The organism is Streptomyces sp. NPDC048269 (assembly GCF_040652395.1).
GTDB lineage: Bacteria > Actinomycetota > Actinomycetes > Streptomycetales > Streptomycetaceae > Streptomyces.
In genome coordinates, this window is the sequence record NZ_JBEZLW010000027.1 from 1 (window position 1) to 15,296 (window position 15,296).

At 72.5% G+C, this 15,296-nt stretch carries 15 protein-coding genes; 3 read left to right on the top strand and 12 right to left on the bottom strand.

All coding sequences use genetic code 11. The features are described 5' to 3' along the window. Nucleotides 1–1,102: 1,102 nt before the first annotated feature. Nucleotides 1,103–2,275, bottom strand: a complete 1,173-nt coding sequence (locus AB0D48_RS25095; RefSeq protein WP_362401069.1) for an acyl-CoA dehydrogenase family protein — start codon at nt 2,273–2,275, stop codon at nt 1,103–1,105. Nucleotides 2,276–2,436: 161 nt separating this feature from the next. Further along, a complete protein-coding gene (locus AB0D48_RS25100; protein WP_362401072.1) occupies nt 2,437–3,039 on the bottom strand; it encodes a TetR/AcrR family transcriptional regulator in 603 nt (200 codons plus the stop codon). A 169-nt stretch (nt 3,040–3,208) separates the two neighbouring features. On the opposite strand from AB0D48_RS25100, the gene AB0D48_RS25105 reads away from it, so the two are divergent. Further along, a complete protein-coding gene (locus AB0D48_RS25105) occupies nt 3,209–3,619 on the top strand; it encodes a hypothetical protein (protein ID WP_362401075.1) in 411 nt (136 codons plus the stop codon). A gap of 105 nt (nt 3,620–3,724) precedes the next feature. On the opposite strand, the gene AB0D48_RS25110 is transcribed toward AB0D48_RS25105, so the two are convergent. The 4 genes from AB0D48_RS25110 to AB0D48_RS25125 all read right to left on the bottom strand — a co-directional run bounded on the left by AB0D48_RS25110 (nt 3,725) and on the right by AB0D48_RS25125 (nt 7,145). Then, entirely contained in the window at nt 3,725–4,501 is a 777-nt protein-coding gene (locus AB0D48_RS25110; RefSeq protein ID WP_362401077.1) for a class I SAM-dependent methyltransferase, read from the bottom strand. 418 nt (nt 4,502–4,919) lie between these two features. Continuing rightward, nucleotides 4,920–5,072: an SCO1431 family membrane protein gene (locus AB0D48_RS25115; protein ID WP_362401080.1), complete on the bottom strand. Its 153-nt coding sequence runs from the start codon at nt 5,070–5,072 to the stop codon at nt 4,920–4,922. 192 nt (nt 5,073–5,264) lie between these two features. Further along, nucleotides 5,265–5,696: an SPW repeat protein gene (locus AB0D48_RS25120; protein WP_362401083.1), complete on the bottom strand. Its 432-nt coding sequence runs from the start codon at nt 5,694–5,696 to the stop codon at nt 5,265–5,267. An 87-nt stretch (nt 5,697–5,783) separates the two neighbouring features. After that, a complete protein-coding gene (locus AB0D48_RS25125; protein WP_362401086.1) occupies nt 5,784–7,145 on the bottom strand; it encodes a peptidase C39 family protein in 1,362 nt (453 codons plus the stop codon). 111 nt (nt 7,146–7,256) lie between these two features. On the opposite strand from AB0D48_RS25125, the gene AB0D48_RS25130 reads away from it, so the two are divergent. Together AB0D48_RS25130 and AB0D48_RS25135 are read left to right on the top strand one after the other, a co-directional pair. Beyond that, the gene (locus tag AB0D48_RS25130) at nt 7,257–7,892 is read left to right on the top strand and encodes a hypothetical protein (protein ID WP_362401089.1); all 636 of its coding nucleotides are present in this window, start codon (nt 7,257–7,259) and stop codon (nt 7,890–7,892) included. Nucleotides 7,893–8,260: 368 nt separating this feature from the next. Beyond that, a complete protein-coding gene (locus AB0D48_RS25135; protein WP_362401092.1) occupies nt 8,261–10,183 on the top strand; it encodes an AAA family ATPase in 1,923 nt (640 codons plus the stop codon). A gap of 217 nt (nt 10,184–10,400) precedes the next feature. Here the strand turns inward: AB0D48_RS25135 and AB0D48_RS25140 are convergent, their stop codons facing one another. From AB0D48_RS25140 to ribH, 6 genes are all read right to left on the bottom strand, one after another. Further along, a complete protein-coding gene (locus AB0D48_RS25140) occupies nt 10,401–11,444 on the bottom strand; it encodes a hemolysin family protein (RefSeq protein ID WP_362401095.1) in 1,044 nt (347 codons plus the stop codon). Next, nucleotides 11,441–12,883 carry a hemolysin family protein gene (locus AB0D48_RS25145; RefSeq protein WP_362401098.1) on the bottom strand — a complete coding sequence of 481 codons (1,443 nt, stop codon included), beginning with the start codon at nt 12,881–12,883 and terminating at the stop codon, nt 11,441–11,443. Before AB0D48_RS25145 ends, AB0D48_RS25140 begins: the two co-directional genes overlap by 4 nt. 202 nt (nt 12,884–13,085) lie before the next feature. Beyond that, a complete protein-coding gene (locus tag AB0D48_RS25150) occupies nt 13,086–13,550 on the bottom strand; it encodes a PH domain-containing protein (RefSeq protein WP_362401101.1) in 465 nt (154 codons plus the stop codon). A 33-nt stretch (nt 13,551–13,583) separates the two neighbouring features. Next, nucleotides 13,584–14,432: an ATP phosphoribosyltransferase gene (gene hisG, locus AB0D48_RS25155; RefSeq protein ID WP_362401104.1), complete on the bottom strand. Its 849-nt coding sequence runs from the start codon at nt 14,430–14,432 to the stop codon at nt 13,584–13,586. 58 nt (nt 14,433–14,490) lie between these two features. After that, the gene (locus tag AB0D48_RS25160) at nt 14,491–14,772 is read right to left on the bottom strand and encodes a phosphoribosyl-ATP diphosphatase (protein ID WP_362401107.1); all 282 of its coding nucleotides are present in this window, start codon (nt 14,770–14,772) and stop codon (nt 14,491–14,493) included. Between the two features lie 35 nt (nt 14,773–14,807). After that, nucleotides 14,808–15,293, bottom strand: coding sequence for a 6,7-dimethyl-8-ribityllumazine synthase (gene ribH, locus AB0D48_RS25165; RefSeq protein ID WP_007262951.1), 486 nt, complete (start codon nt 15,291–15,293; stop codon nt 14,808–14,810). Nucleotides 15,294–15,296 lie beyond the last annotated feature (3 nt).

Here is a 15,296-nt window from a genome sequence, read left to right on the forward strand (position 1 = left end):
GCCCTTGAGGGACCGGCCCGACCCGGAAGACGATGGGACGGACGGGAAACCCCCAGCCCCACCCTGATCCGGAGTAAGCGGCTCCCGCCCCTCCGGAGCCACCGCCCCGCCGCCCCGACGCTGAATCAGTGGCCCCGCCGCCCGAAGCCACCGCCCCGCGTCCCTGGATGGCGTCCCGCTGGGGTCCTGCCGCCCGTAGCCTCGCCCTGCGTTTTTGATGCCGCTCCGCTGAGGTCCGGCCGCCCGAAGCCCCGCCCCACGTCCCTGCCACCGCCCCGCTGAGATCCCGCCGCCCGAAGCCCGCCCCACGTCCCTGGATGGCGTCCCGCTGAGGTCCGGCCGCCCGAAGCCCCGCCCCGCGTCCCTGACTCCGCTCCGCTGAGATCCCACCGCCCGAAGCCCCGCCCCACGTCCCTGCCACCGCCCCGCTGAGATCCCGCCGCCCGAAGCCCCGCCCCACGTCCCTGGCGCCGGCCCTGCTGAGGTCCCGCCGCCCGAAGCCCAGGAGCCCCCGCCCACGGCCCCGCCCCAGCCCGGTGACCCCATCGAACGGATCCCCGGGGGCGGGAGGCGGTTACTCGTGGGTGCTGTGCCGCGTTGCTCCGGCATGACCACGGTTGAGACTTCCACGCCACGGACGGGACGCCGTCGGCGGCCGACGCCGCCCGGTTACGAAGAATCGGTTCAGCAGGGATCCCGGCAGCGGTATCCCGATCCGCCCATCTACAGTGCGCTGATCGCCCGTTGGACCGAGGACGGCCGGACCGTTCCGGGGCGGCGGGACCCGGAGTGGTCCCGGATCAGTACGTCCCCGATCTGGCCCAACGGCCCGCTGTTCGGGAGCTGACTCACCACGCCACCGCCACCGCCACCGCCACCGGCGGGCGGTGCCCCGGGCCTGGCTGCGTTCGGGGACCGGGGGCGAAGCAGTCGCCCGGTGCCCGGGCCGGGCGGCGCCGAACAGGTCGTTCGGTCCGGCGTCGGTCAGCGCCGGCCGGACGGCGAGCTCGGGCACTGGACTGGCACTGGCACCGGCGCCGCCTCGGCACCGGCAGAGCCCCGACGCCGGTGCCGGCACCGGCCCCGGCACCGCCTCCACTGCTCAGCGCGTCTCCGGCCCCGCCAGGTGGCGGGCGATGACCATGCGCTGGATCTGGTTGGTGCCCTCCACGATCTGGAGCACCTTCGCCTCCCGCATCAGCCGCTCGACGGGGAAGTCCGCGGTGTAGCCGTAACCGCCCAGCACCTGGACCGCGTCCGTGGTGACCGCCATCGCCGCGTCGGTGCAGAACAGCTTCGCCATGGCCGCCTGCCGGGAGAACGGCTTGCCGGCGTCCCGCAGGCGCGCCGCCGCGAGGTACAGCGCCCGGCCCGCCTCGATCTTGGTGGCCATGTCGGCCAGCATGAAGCGCAGCCCCTGGAAGTCCGCGATCGGGTGCCCGAACTGCTTGCGGTCCAGTGCGTACGTCAGGGCCTCGTCCAGCGCCGCCTGGGCGACGCCGATGGCGCAGGCGGCGATGCCGAGGCGGCCCGCGTCGAGCGCGGCCAGGGCGATGGTGAAGCCCTGCCCCTCCTCGCCGATGCGGCGCGAGTCCGGCACCCGTACCCCGTCGAAGTGGAGCTGGGCGGTGGGTGAGCCCTTCATGCCCATCTTCTTCTCGGGGACGGCCGCGGTCAGGCCGTCCGCGTCGCCGGGGACCAGGAAGGCCGTGATGCCCTTGGGGCCCTCGGCGCCGGTGCGGGCGAGGACGGTGTAGAAGTCGGCGACCCCGCCGTGGGTGATCCAGGCCTTGGTGCCGGTGATGATCCACTCGTCGCCGTCGCGCACCGCCTTGGTGGTGAGCGAGGCGGCGTCGGAGCCCGCGGCCGGCTCGGAGAGGCAGTAGGCGCCCAGCAGGCCGCCGCCGAGCATCGCCGGCAGGTGGGCCGCCTGCTGCTCCTTGGTGCCGTAGCCGGCCAGGCCGTGGCAGGCCAGGGAGTGCACGCTGACGCCGAGCCCGACGGTCAGGCGGGCCGCGGCCAGCTCCTCCAGGACCTGGAGGTAGACCTCGTACGGCTGCTCGCCGCCGCCGAATTCGCCGGCGTACGGGAGGCCGAGCAGTCCGGCCTCCGAAAGCAGGGTGAAGATCTCGCGGGGGAACCGCCCGGAGTCTTCCTCCTCGGCGGCCACGGGGCGGATCTCCCGCTGGGCGATCTCGCGTACGAGGGCGAGGAGGTCCCGGGACTCCTCGGTGGGCAGCTGACGGTCCACCGGCTGCGGGGCGCGGTCTGTCATGGCGGCGCTCTCCTCCCTGATCGGGCACGGCGGCGGCGCGTGAGGTGTGGGACGCGACGCCGGGTCTCGGTGCTCTCACAGCCGATGCTGCCCTCCCGGATCACGGAAGGGGCAGTTCAGAGGCTGCGGCGGGTTGAGTATGCCCGATCAGGGGCTTCCCGTCACCGGGGCAAGATCACCGAGCTGATCGACGGCTCTTCGGGGGCGGGAGGTGCCGGGCACTCCGGGACGAACTCCTCGATCACGGTCAGCGTCGCGCGCAGCTGGCGTACGAGCAGGGCGCCCAGTGCGGCGCGGACCGGCTGGCCGGCCGCGTCCGCGGCGAGCCCGCCGATCCACTCCAGGGTGATCCCCTCGACCGAGGAGAGCCAGCCAACCAGCGCGAGCCGGGCGAGCGGCGGGAGCGCGCGGTGCCCGTACGCGCCTTCGGCGATGGTGGCGACCAGTTCCTCGCGGACGGCGTCGCGGATGGCCAGTACCTCGGCGTCGGAGCCGACGCCGCCGGTGACGATGGTGCGGTAGGCGGCGTGGTGGTGCTCGGCGTAGGAGAGGTAGCCGTCGATGGTGCGCCGGACCCGCTCGGCGTTCGGGAGATCGGACTCCCCGCCGGCGCGGGCGACGAGCTCGGCGACCGAGTCCTCGACGATGGCGAGGTAGTAGCCGCGCTTGCTCTTGAAGTAGTAGTAGATGAGCCCCTTGGCGACGCCCGCCTGCTTGGCGATGTCGTCCATGGACAGCGCGTCGTACGAGGTGTCGGCGAACAACTTGCGTCCGGTCGCTATGAGTTCAGCCCTGCGGACCTGCGAACGCTCGGTCGTTCCGCGCTGTTGACCATTATTCAAATTCAGCCCTAGCCTCGAACTGTCACAACGTGTCTGAAGTATGGCAGCACTTCCCCTGCGCACCGGACGACGTACGGGAGGACGATCATGGGTGCCGGCACGACGCGCAGCCGGGGCGGCCCCGGCCGCGGGGCCGCCGATGGCGGCGCGCACTCCCCCGACCGTCACCACCTCGCTCTTCGCGCCCCAGGGCTTCGCGCTCACGGGCGTCGCCCAGGTGCCGACGGTGGACGGGCCGCTCAAGGTGCTGGTGCTGAAGATGCGCGCGGCCTCACTGCGCGACTACCGGCTGCGGACGCGCGCCCGCCGCGAGCAGTACGGGCTGGCCGCCACCTCCCTGGACCTGCGGGGAGACGTCACCTTGTACCTCACGAAGTTCAGCGGCTGCATCGAGGGACTGCTGTGCGTCACCTTCAGCCCCGACGGGCTGCCCGCTCCTCCCCCGGTCGTCCCTCCGTTCGTCTTCATGACCCAGGTCAGTGCCGAGCAGGCGCGCTGGTGACCTCCGACGTGATCGTCACCGACGGCCTGCGGCTGGAGGCCTCATGACCCCGGACCGGCACTGGCGGCCCGGACCCGGCCGTGCCCCGTGCCGGTCCGGGCGGGGTCAGCCGGCCGTGACGCGGATCTTGGACTGGCCGTGTCCGAGCCGCTCCCAGTCGTCCATGAAGCGGGCGGTGAGGCCGTGTTTCGCGGCGAGGTCCACCAGGGTCTCGGTGCGGTAGTAGAAGTCCTCGCGCAGGACCTGGTGCTCGGCACCCTCGGTGCGGTCGAAGGTGAAGTCGAACCAGCCGCCCGGGGCCAGTACGCGCTCCACGTGGGCGAGGCACTCGTCGATGATCTCGATCGGCGAGTGGGAGAAGACGCTGTGGGCGTGCACGACGTCGAAGTGGCGCTCGGGGAGGAAGTCCAGGGTGAGGTCCCGGGTGAGGGTCAGGTGTGGCAGCTTGGCCTGGAGGCCCTGTCCGGTCAGGGTCTCCTTGGCGGAGATGAGGATGTCGGGCGAGATGTCGATGCCGTAGTAGTGGCCCGGGTCGAGGTGCTCGATGAAGCGCCAGCCTGCCCGCAGGTTGCCGCAGCCGATGTCGAGCATCCGGTGGCCGGGCGCGAGGCCGTGGCCCATGAGGTAGTCGAACTGCATCTTGCCCAGGGCCAGCCAGCGGTCGTGGGTCTGGCTGCCGACGGCGGCTTCGGGGTTGCGGCCGGTGTCCGAGGCCATGACCGCGCGGTAGTAGCCCACGTGGTCGGGGTGCTTGCGGCGCAGCCAGGCGTCGCGCGCGGCGCGGCGTACGTAGGGGGCGATGCGGGTCGGGTTGCTCAGCGCGTAGCGGACCTTGTGGGTGACGCTGGTGCGGTCGGCTTGAAGGTTCTTCTTCGTGGCCATGCGGGTTCCCCTGTGGGTGGCGGGCAGGAAGAGGCCGGACGGTCGGACTCCGGCGGGCGGGTGAGGGCCGGGGCGGCGGACCCGGTGGCGGTGAGGCGCCGGCTGCGCGCGCCGTCGTGGGGCGGCGCGGGACGAACAGAAGCAGGGCCACCAGGGCGGCAGCGACCCCCTCTCCCGTCCGGTCCGTGTCGGCTGGAGCCGCTGCGTCGGTAGACGCGGAACTCCACGCCCTCCACCTCATTCCACTGACTGGTTAGTGGAAAGCTGCAGGGGTGATCCACCGCCGTCAACCCGGCGCGTCGGCGGGGAACGCGAAAACGCCCGTCACGGTGAACGTGACGGGCGTGCGAGGGGCGGGACGAGAGAGCGGTGGGACGAGAGAACGGCGGGCCGGGACAGCGGTGGGACGGGAGAGCGGTTACAGCCAGCCGACCTGGGTGACGAACATGGCGATCACGACCACGAGCACCCAGCCGAGCACGTGCTCCAGCCGGGAGGAACCGTCCTCGGGTCCGCCGGTGCGGACGAGGTTCCGGACACGGGCGGTGGGAGCGGCGCTGTTGGCGGTCATGGTGTCCAATGTGCCAGCGTTCGCGGCGTTCGCGGTAGATGATGAGGGTCACTGGTGGCACACGTCACGCCCGCCGCCGGGCCCCGACCCGCCCCGGCACGTGCGGTGCGGCTGGGGCCCGGCGGCGGGCCCTCCCGGCGTTGCGGCCGGATCCGTGTCGTCAGCTGTCCGTGTCGTCAGCTGTCCCTGTCGTCACATGCGTGTCTCGCGGTTGCGACCGGCCATCGCAGCCATCGCGAGGCCGAGGCACAGGGCTACGGCGCCGGTGATCACGTTGCTGACCACCGTGCGGGTCGTGTCCATCTCACCGGCGATGACCCACGGGGCGACGATCGTCCACGCACCGAGGGCGACCGCGGTCCACGCCATCGCGTGGGTGCGCTCGTAGGCAGAACCCAGACCGCTCATGCACAGGCAGAACGCCAGGCCGGCGATCAGGTTGTTGATGGCCAGCGGGGTCAGGGTGCTGAACCCTGCGATCCACGGCGAGGCCGCCAGGTACAGGCCCGTGACCAGGGCCAATGCCTCTACGGCTTGCGCTGCGGGGGTGCTGGTCACCCGCTCGAAACGCGTGCGCATCTCTGCGAGGTCGGGGTGGTGCTCGATGCTCGAATGGGTGGTCATGGCTGGCCGCCTCTCCCTGAGAAGCCTTTATCTGCCGTTTACCCCATTATGTTCCGCCCATTCGGGCCATTGGGTCAAAAGGTGGTTTCAGAGCACTCCGACCGCCAGCAGCGCCGCGGCCTGGGCCGGGCCCGGCGCGGCCGGGGCGTAGAGGTAGCAGACACCTCCGCTGCCCGAGACGACCTTGCCGGCGGCGTTGTGGCGCTTGGTTCGCAACCAGATGTTCTCGAACTCACGGCGCTTGTAGACGCGGCGCACGGAGGCGTTGTCGGGCGAGTTGGGGTCGTTGGCGACGACGTCGCCGGCGGCCGTGAACCCGACGACGGTCATGAGGTGGCCCGCGGTGCCGTAGCCGGCGCCGGTCAGCTCCTCGGGACGGAAGGACTGGGAGGTGACGGCGGGGATGCCGGCCCGGACCAGGGTCTCCAGGTCGGCGAGGGACGCGAGGCGGGTGACGACCCCGGCGAGCCCGCGGTAGGTGGCGGCGTAGGCGGCGTTGAAGGGCCAGTTGCCGCAGCCCTTGTAGGCGGCGTCGTAGGTGGAGCGGGCGGCGTGGCACACCTGCGGGTCGGAGTACTCCGGGTTGACCCAGGCCAGGGAGGCGGGGTCCGCCCTGCCGCCCCAGAACTCGATGATCATCTGGGAGGAGGTGGGGCTGCACCAGGCCTCGCCCCCGTTGTCGTACTCGGGGTAGCGGCCTACGTGCACCTCCTGCGAGTAGCGCGGGACCTTCAGCTCGTGCGCCTGGCCGGAGGGCGGGGAAGCGGGGACGGTGAACCGGTCCGGGAGGTCGGAGACCATGGCGCCGGCCAGCCACACCGTGGGCCCGCGGTCGGCCCCGGGCCTGCGGTACAGGGTCAGGCGCAGCTGCCAGTCGGTGAGGCGCAGACCGCCGGACGGGGCGTCGACGGCCAGGGTGTCGGTCCAGACGGTGGACCTGCCGTCGGTCTGGCCGTCCACGGAGGTGCGGCGGATGTCGCCGTCCCCGGCGGCCCAGCGGCCCATCACGTACCAGGGAGTGGCGGTGCCGTCGTTGTAGGTGCCGCGCAGTTCGGTCTGGATCCAGGTGCCGGCGGGGGTGCGCGCGTTCCAGGAGGCGATGGCCTCGGTGGCGGCCACGCCGGAGCGGTGCACCGGGGAGGTCCAGGTCGCGTACTCCCAGGTGCTCTTCTTCCCGGTGTGCGGGTCGGCGTACCCGGTGCGGCCCGCCGCTGTCTCGATCTCCAGGCCGGGGCGGGCGCCGTCGACGGCGGTCGTGCCCTGGTGGACGCCGCCCTTCCAGTGGTCGTACGAGAACCAGAACCGGTTGTCGACGGTACGGCCCGCACGCCGCGGAGCCGCAGGGGCGGCGGCCGCGGCGCTGCTGCCGGAGACGGTGGCGGCGGAGGCCGCGGTGGCGACCGCGAGTGCGGCGACGAGTACGGCCCTGCGCGGTGTGGGTGCGGTCATCGCGGGGTTCCCCCAGGGTGGGTCGGTGCTTCGATGGGCTCACCCTCCCAGTTCCCGGCGGCCCGGCGACGAAGCCACCGGCCGTGTCGGACGCGCGTCTAGGCTGGTCGGGTGGAGCCACAGCAGTCACTTGAGTCACTCGCGCGGGAACTCGTCGCACTGCCCCCCTCCCTCGGCCCGGTGCGGCTGATCGGGATCGACGGGCACGCCGGGTCCGGGAAGAGCACCTTCGCGGACCGGCTCGCCGGGGCGCTGGGCGGCGTACCCGTATTGCACCTGGACGACGTGGCCACCCACGAGGAGCTGTTCGGCTGGCAGCGGCGGCTCCGCGCGCAGGTGCTGGAGCCGCTCGCCGCCGGGCGGCCCGCGCGCTGGGCGCCGTACGACTGGGTGGAGCGCCGCTTCGGCCCGGAGCAGGTACTGGAGCCGGCGCCGGTGCTCCTCGTCGAGGGCGTCGGCGCGGGCCGCCGGGCGCTGCGCCCGCTCCTGGCGCGGCTTCTGTGGATGGAGACGCCGCGCGAGCAGTCCTGGGGGCGCGGGCGAAACCGGGACGGGCGTGAACTTTCCGACTTCTGGGACGGATGGGAGCGCGCGGAGCTCGCGCACTTCTCGGATGACCCTTCGCGCCCCTTCGCGGACACGCTGGTGCGCCAGAGCGGTACGGGATACGAGTGGTCTTCCGGGACGGGTGCGACCGCACGAACCACCACTTCCGTCACCGAGGGTGACGGACTCCCCCGGGCCTGAGCGGCCCCGGAATTCCGCTCTGCCGGGCCTCCACCGACCCGCTTGACCTGGGGCCCGAAACGGCCTTACGTTCTCAGTGCGCGGCCTTTCGCGGCCGCCGCGGACACGAAGCCCCCGGTTGTTCCCCCGTGATCGGGGGCTTCGTTCTGCCCCGGAACCCCCTCCGCGTGGGCCCCTTCTTCACCCTGAGTCACCGGGCATGCCCGGGGCGCACACCGGAACCCGGCCCGTCGCGCCCTACGTAAGGTGCGAAACCGCAGGTACGATGCAGCCCTGATTTCAGCGACGCTAGTCGGGGGCACCGGGCAACTCGCGCGCTCGAAGCGGGGGTTGCCGCGCACCACGGGGGCAGGCTTGTGGGGGACGTGATGGATTTCGGCACGCCGGGCAGCACGCACGCCCCGGCCGAACTCGCCTGGCTGCGCGGGGTCGACGCCTGCACCATGGGCGCCTATCCGCAGGCCGAGGAGGAGTTCCGGGCGGCCGTACGACTCGATCCCGCGATGGCCGACGCCTGGCTCGGGCTGCACGCGCTCCGGGTCGACACCACCAACGCGTTATTGCGCATGTACGCGCACCGGGACCGCTTCGGCGAACAGCGGGCCCGGCACCGGCGGACGCTGAACTCCTGGTACTGGCTGGGCTGGTGGGTGCAGCCGGTACTGGAGAGCCGGCGGGACCTGCTGCTGGCCCACGCCTCGCACTGGCTGGACGGCCGCCACGTGCCGGAGCTGGACCAGGCACTGGCCGCGCTGCCTCCGGTGGACACCGATCCGCAGGTGCGGTTCCTGCACGCCTGCCGGGCCTACCTGGTCAAGGACTGGGAGCAGCTGGTGCGGCACACCGAGCCGCTGGTGGACGATCCGCTGCTGGGCATCGAGGCGGGGCTGTTCGGCGGGATGGCCCGGGTCCGGCTGGAGATGTACGGGCAGGCGGAGCCGATGCTGTCGGCGGCGCTGATGCGGTGCCGCAGCGAGCAGCCGCAGCGCAAGGAGCTGCGGTACTGGCTGGCGCGGGCGCACGAGGGCACCGGGCGCAGCGCGGCGGCGCTGCCGCTGTACCGGGCGGTGCACCGGGTGGACCCGGCGTTCATGGACACGGCGGCCCGGCTGACGGCGATCGAGGACGGCGACGACACCGACGGCATGGCCGGGATGGCCGACGGGGCGGCCGGGTACTCCGGGTTCGGGAGCTACGGCGGGCACGGCCCGTCCCCGGCGGGCGGGAATTTCGCGGCGGTGGCGCTGGGCGGCGGGCCCGTCCAGGACATCGCGGCGGACGGCCAGGTGGAGCCGGACCCGCTGACCGGCACGCCGCCACCCGCGGGCCGGACGGAGGGCGTCCGGCGCAAGGTGTCCGTCCCGCCGCAGGGCGCGCCCGCGGGGCTGCCGGCCGGGCCGCCCGATCCGGAGGCGCTCGCCGAGGCGCTGGCGGAGCTGGAACGGATGGTGGGGCTGGAGCCGGTCAAGCGGCAGGTGAAGGCGCTCTCCGCGCAGCTGCACATGGCGCGGCTGCGGGCGGTGCAGGGGCTCCCCGTGCAGCCGCCGAAACGCCATTTCGTGTTCTCCGGTCCCTCCGGCACGGGCAAGACGACGGTGGCGCGGATCCTGGGCCGGGTCTTCTACGCGCTGGGCCTGCTGGGCGGCGACCATCTGGTCGAGGCGCAACGCTCCGACCTGGTGGGCGAGTTCCTCGGCCAGACCGCGGTGAAGGCGAACGAGCTGATCGATTCGGCGATCGGCGGGGTGCTGTTCGTGGACGAGGCGTACAGCCTGTCCAACTCGGGCTACAGCAAGGGTGACGCGTACGGGGACGAGGCCCTCCAGGTGCTGCTGAAGCGGGCCGAGGACAACCGGGACCACCTGGTGGTGATCCTGGCTGGCTATCCGGCCGGGATGGACCGGCTGCTGGCGGCCAATCCGGGGCTGTCCTCGCGGTTCACCTCCCGGGTGGACTTCCCGAGTTACCGGCCGCTGGAGCTGACCGCGATCGGCGGGGTGCTGGCGGAGGCGAACGGGGACTGCTGGGACGAAGAGGCCCTCGAGGAGCTGCGCAGCATCAGCGCGCACGTGGTGGAGCAGGGGTGGATCGACGAGCTCGGCAACGGCCGTTTCCTGCGCACCCTGTACGAGAAGAGCTGTGCGTACCGGGATCTGCGGCTGGCGGGCTTCGCGGGCGAACCCTCCCGCGACGACCTGGCCACGCTGCGGCTGGCGGACCTGATGCAGGCGTACGGAGAGGTCCTGTCGGGCCGGGGGCCGCAGGAGCGGCCGGAGGCGCCGCCGTTGTAGCTCGCGCAGGCCTTGCGGACCGGCCGGGGCGGGGCTGCGGGTGGGCCGCTGCGCGGAGCCTCTCCCCGCCCCGCCCTTCCGCCGTTTCCGGGGGCTCGGCCCCCAGACCCCGTACGTGCGCTCCGCGCCGTGCCCTCGAACGCCGGGCGGGCCGGATTCGCGCAGCGAATCCCAGCCCCGCGCGGGCGTTCGAGGCAAGGGGGTCCGGGGGCGGCGGCTACGCGCCCCGTACGTACGACCGGTGCGACGGGTCCCGGACCTCGCCCACCAGCATTTCCAGGACGTCCTCCATGGCGACCAGGCCCAGCACCCGCCCGGCCGCGTCCGCGACCTGGGCGAGGTGGGTGGCGTCCCGCCGCATGACGCTGAGCGCGTCGTCCAGCGGGAGGGTGGCGGACAGGGTGGTCATCCGGCGCCAGACCCGCTGGGGCACGGCCCGCTCCCGGTCCTCCAGGTCCAGGACGTCCTTGACGTGCAGGTAGCCCATGAAGGCACCGCTGTCCGAGCGGACGGGGAACCGGGAGTACCCGGTGCGCACCGTCAGCTGCTCGATCTGGCGCGGGGTGGCCGAGGGACCGACCGTGACGATGCGGTCCCGGGCGAGGAGTACGTCGGTGACGGGGCGGCTGCCCAGTTCCAGCGCGTCCTCCAGGCGTTCCTGCTCGACCGGTTCCAGGAGTCCGGCCTGCCGGGAGTCCTTGAGCAGCCGGCCGAGCTGGGCGCTGGTGTAGACGGCCTCGACCTCGTCCTTGGGCTCCACCTTGAAGAGCCGCAGGATGAGCTTGGCGCAGGCGCCGAGCGCGGTGGTGACCGGTCCGCACACGCGGGCGAAGGCCACCAGGCCGGGGCTGAACCACAGGGCGGTCTTCTCGGGGGCGGCCATGGCGAGGTTCTTGGGGACCATCTCGCCGATGACCAGGTGCAGGAAGACCACGGCGGCGAGCGCGAAGGCGTAGCCGAGGGGGTGGATCAGTCCCTGCGGTACGTGGACGGCGTGGAAGACGGGCTCCAGCAGCCGGGCCACGGTGGGTTCGGCGACCGCGCCGAGGGTGAGCGAGCACATGGTGATGCCGAACTGTGCGGCGGCCATCATGCGGGGCAGGTTCTCCAGGCCGTGGAGCACCTGCCGGGCCCGCTTCGAGCCGGCCGCCAGGGGTTCGATCTGGCTGCGCCGTACGGAGACGAGTGCGAACTCGGCGCCGACGAAGAAGCCGTTGGCGAGGACCAGCAGCAGGGCGAAGAGGAGCTGGAGCGCGTTCATCGGGTGGCGCCTTCCAGCTCGGCCGGCTGCGGGGCCGGTTCGCCGGTGCGGCTCGCGCCGAGCCGTGCCGAGGGGGCGGAGCCGAAGGCCGGGACGGGCGCGTACCCGTGCGGGCCGGCCGCGGGGATGGCGGTGAGCCGGACCAGCCGGACGCGTTCCGCGCGGTTGCGGCCGACCTGGCGGACGGACAGCCGCCAGCCGGGCAGCTCCGCCCGGTCCCCGGGGGCGGGGATCCGGCCGAGGAGGTCGGCGACGAGGCCGGCGACGGTCTCGTACGGGCCTTCGGGCACCTCCAGGCCTATCCGGCGCAGGGTCTGCACCCGGCAGCTGCCGTCGGCCTCCCAGGAGGGGCGGCCGTCCTCGGCGGGTACGGCGGCCAGCTCGGGGCCCTCGTCCTCGGCGAGGTCGTGCTCGTCGCGGACCTCTCCGACGAGTTCCTCCACGATGTCCTCCAGGGTGACCACACCGGCGGTGCCGCCGTACTCGTCGACGACCACGGCCATCGGCTGTTCGCTGCGCAGCCGCTCCAGCAGCGGCTGCACCGGCAGGGAGCCGGGCACCAGCAGCGGTGCGACGCAGATCCGCGCCACGGTGGTGCGGCCGCGCTCGGACTCGGGCACGGCGAGGGCGTCCTTGAGGTGGACCACGCCGGTGATCTCGTCGATGCGGTCGCGGTAGACCGGGAAGCGGGACAGGCCGGTGGCGCGGGTCAGGTTGAGCACGTCGGCCGCGGTGGCCGTGTGCATCAGGGCGCTGACCTTCACCCGGGGGGTCATGACGTGCTGGGCCGTGAGCTCGCCCAGCGACAGGGTCCGTACGAAGAGGTCGGCGGTGTCCTGTTCGAGGGCGCCGGCCTGGGCCGAATGGCGGACCAGGGAGACCAGTTCGCCGGGGGTACGGGCGGAGGCCATCTCCTCGGCCGGCTCGACGCCGAGTGCGCGTACGAGGCGGTTGGCGACGGCGTTGAGGCCGGCGATGACCGGCCGGAAGGCGCGGGAGAAGGTGTTCTGGGGGCCGGCGACGAAGCGGGCGACCTGGAGCGGTCGCGAGACCGCCCAGTTCTTCGGTACGAGCTCGCCGACGACCATCTGGACGGCGGAGGCGAGCAGCATCCCGATGACCACGGAGACGCCGGAGGCGGCTCCCTCGGGGAGGCCGGTCGCGGCGAGCGGCCCGGCCAGCAGTGCGGCGAGGGCGGGCTCGGCGAGCATGCCGACCACGAGGGAGGTGATGGTGATGCCGAGCTGGGTGCCGGAGAGCTGGAAGGACAGCTCCCGCAGGGCCTCGACCACCGTGCGGGCACGGCGGTCGCCGTCGGCTGCGGCGCGCTCGGCCTCGGGCCTCTCCACGGTGACGAGCCCGAATTCGGCTGCCACGAAGAAGCCGTTGGCGAGGATCAGGACGAAAGCCGCCGCGAGCAGGAGTAGCGGGATGATCATGCCGCCGCCTCCGCGGGGAGGGCGGCGCGGGTATTACCGGACGATCCGTCCATTGCTGGAGGGAGTCACTCCTCAGGTCGCAGGTGGTCCGCAGGCCCCGGGGGCCCCGGGGCAAGTGGGAGGGCGCACGGCTGCGCCCCGTCACCAGGGTAGTCATTGAGATCGTGGCCGCAACGGTACGCAGCCACGAGACCCGATGGGCTCAGTGGTCGTTCGCGCCGGTGCCCCGGGTTTCGGCGAGTGCGCGCAGGGCGCGCGCGTCGCCGATCGCCTGGGCCCTGGCGACCCCGGGCTGGATGCCGAGGGCGGGCAGGCTGGTGCCGTCGCTGAGGTCGAGGAACACCCACGGGTCCCCTGGGCGGAGGTTGACGCGCAGGATCTGCGCCCACTCCAGGCGGCGGGTGGTGGTCAGGTTCACGACGGTGACCCCGGCCTCGTCCGCGACCACCTTGGGGCGGCTGAGCAGGACGAGGACGGAGCTCAGCAGGACGGCGGTGAAGACGAAGCTGATCCGCTCCCCCGCGCTGAGGGTCTCCAGCAGGAAGGCCACCGCCGTGATGGTGACGAACATGGCGAGCCCGGCGCCCAGCAGGACGGCCCGGGTGCGGGTCGGCCGGAAGGTGACCGGCAGGGCGGGCGGTACGGGCTGGGCGGCGGACTCGGTCATGCGTTCGGATGCCTTCTGCGGTCGGCGTGCGGGTCAGAGCCGGCAGGCGTGGATCGAGGTGGTGAGGATCGCGCGCGCGCCGAGCTCGTAGAGGTCGTCCATGATCCGCTGGGCCTCCTTGGCCGGGACCATGGCACGGACGGCGACCCAGCCCTCGTTGTGCAGGGGGGAGACGGTCGGCGACTCGAGGCCCGGGGTGAGGGCGACCGCGCGCTCCAGGTGCTCGGCCCGGCAGTCGTAGTCCATCATCACGTAGCTGCGGGCCACCAGGACGCCCTGGAGGCGGCGCAGGAACTGCTGGGCCTGCGGGTTGTCGGCGTCGGTGCCGTTGCCGCGGATGACGACGGCCTCGGAGGTGAGGATCGGCTCGCCGATGACCTCCAGGCCGGCATTGCGCAGGCTGGTGCCGGTCTCGACGACGTCCGCGATGACCTGGGCGACGCCGAGCTGGATGGCGGTCTCGACCGCGCCGTCGAGGTGGACGACGGAGGCGTCGATGCCCTTCTCGGCGAGGTGCTTGGCCACGATTCCCTCGTACGAGGTCGCGATGGTCATCCCGTGGAAGTCCTCGGGGCCCTTCGCGGTGCCGGGGAGGGTGGCGTAGCGGAAGGTGGACCGGCCGAAGTTCAGCGCCAGGATCTCCTCGGCGCTGGCGCCGGAGTCGAGCAGCAGGTCGCGGCCGGTGATGCCGATGTCGAGCTTGCCCGAGGAGACGTAGATCGCGATGTCCTTGGGGCGGAGGTAGAAGAACTCGACCTCGTTCTCGGGGTCCACGACCACGAGTTCCTTGGACTCCTTGCGCATCCGGTAGCCGGCCTCATGGAGCATCGCCGACGCCGGTCCGGAGAGTGAACCCTTGTTGGGGACGGCGATGCGCAGCATGGGGCTTCCTTTGATGCGTGGGTTTGCGTGAATTCGGGCGGGGTGTACGTGCCGGAGCTCAGAGGTGGGAGTAGACGTCCTCGAGGGAGATCCCGCGCGCCACCATCATCACCTGGACGTGGTAGAGCAGCTGGGAGATCTCCTCGGCGGCGGCTTCCTTGCCCTCGTACTCGGCGGCCATCCAGACCTCGGCGGCCTCCTCGACGACCTTCTTGCCGATGGCATGGACGCCCTTGGCGACGAGCTCGGCGGTACGGGAGGTGCTGGGGTCGCCGTTGGCGGCCTTGAGCTGGAGCTCCGTGAAGAGCTCTTCGAAGCTCTTGGGGGATTTGTTCGCCATGATGGTCCTCAGAATACGGGGTTCCCCCACGCCACTCAGCGCCAGGGTTCGCTGACGGTCCGCAGGGTCATGGCGGTGGAGACGGCGGCGGTGACCGCTTCGTGCCCCTTGTCCTCGTTCGACCCTTCGAGCCCGGCGCGGTCCAGCGCCTGCTCGTCGTTGTCGCAGGTCAGTACACCGAAGCCGACGGGGACTCCGGTGTCGATCGACACCTGTACCAGGCCCTGGGTGACGCCCTGGCAGACGTAGTCGAAGTGCGGGGTGCCGCCGCGGATGACCACTCCGAGGGCGACGATGGCATCGTAACCGCGACCGGCCAGTACCTTCGCCACGACCGGGAGCTCGAAGCTGCCGGGGACGCGGAGCAGGGTGGGCTCGTCGATGCCCAGCTCGTGCAGGGCCCGCAGGGCGCCGTCGACCAGTCCGTCCATGACCTTCTCGTGCCACTGGGCCGCGATCACGGCGACTCGGAGGTCTCCGCAGTTCTTCACGCTCAGTTCGGGTGCGCCCTTGCCGCTCACAGC

Coding starts and splice junctions, on each gene's coding strand:
- AB0D48_RS25095 (WP_362401069.1), bottom strand. CDS start 2,275: ATGACAGACCGCGCCCCGCAGCCGGTGGACCGTCAGCTGCCCACCGAG.
- AB0D48_RS25110 (WP_362401077.1), bottom strand. CDS start 4,501: ATGGCCACGAAGAAGAACCTTCAAGCCGACCGCACCAGCGTCACCCAC.
- AB0D48_RS25115 (WP_362401080.1), bottom strand. CDS start 5,072: ATGACCGCCAACAGCGCCGCTCCCACCGCCCGTGTCCGGAACCTCGTC.
- AB0D48_RS25120 (WP_362401083.1), bottom strand. CDS start 5,696: ATGACCACCCATTCGAGCATCGAGCACCACCCCGACCTCGCAGAGATG.
- AB0D48_RS25125 (WP_362401086.1), bottom strand. CDS start 7,145: ATGACCGCACCCACACCGCGCAGGGCCGTACTCGTCGCCGCACTCGCG.
- AB0D48_RS25135 (WP_362401092.1), top strand. CDS start 8,261: ATGGATTTCGGCACGCCGGGCAGCACGCACGCCCCGGCCGAACTCGCC.
- AB0D48_RS25140 (WP_362401095.1), bottom strand. CDS start 11,444: ATGAACGCGCTCCAGCTCCTCTTCGCCCTGCTGCTGGTCCTCGCCAAC.
- AB0D48_RS25145 (WP_362401098.1), bottom strand. CDS start 12,883: ATGATCATCCCGCTACTCCTGCTCGCGGCGGCTTTCGTCCTGATCCTC.
- AB0D48_RS25150 (WP_362401101.1), bottom strand. CDS start 13,550: ATGACCGAGTCCGCCGCCCAGCCCGTACCGCCCGCCCTGCCGGTCACC.
- hisG (WP_362401104.1), bottom strand. CDS start 14,432: ATGCTGCGCATCGCCGTCCCCAACAAGGGTTCACTCTCCGGACCGGCG.
- AB0D48_RS25160 (WP_362401107.1), bottom strand. CDS start 14,772: ATGGCGAACAAATCCCCCAAGAGCTTCGAAGAGCTCTTCACGGAGCTC.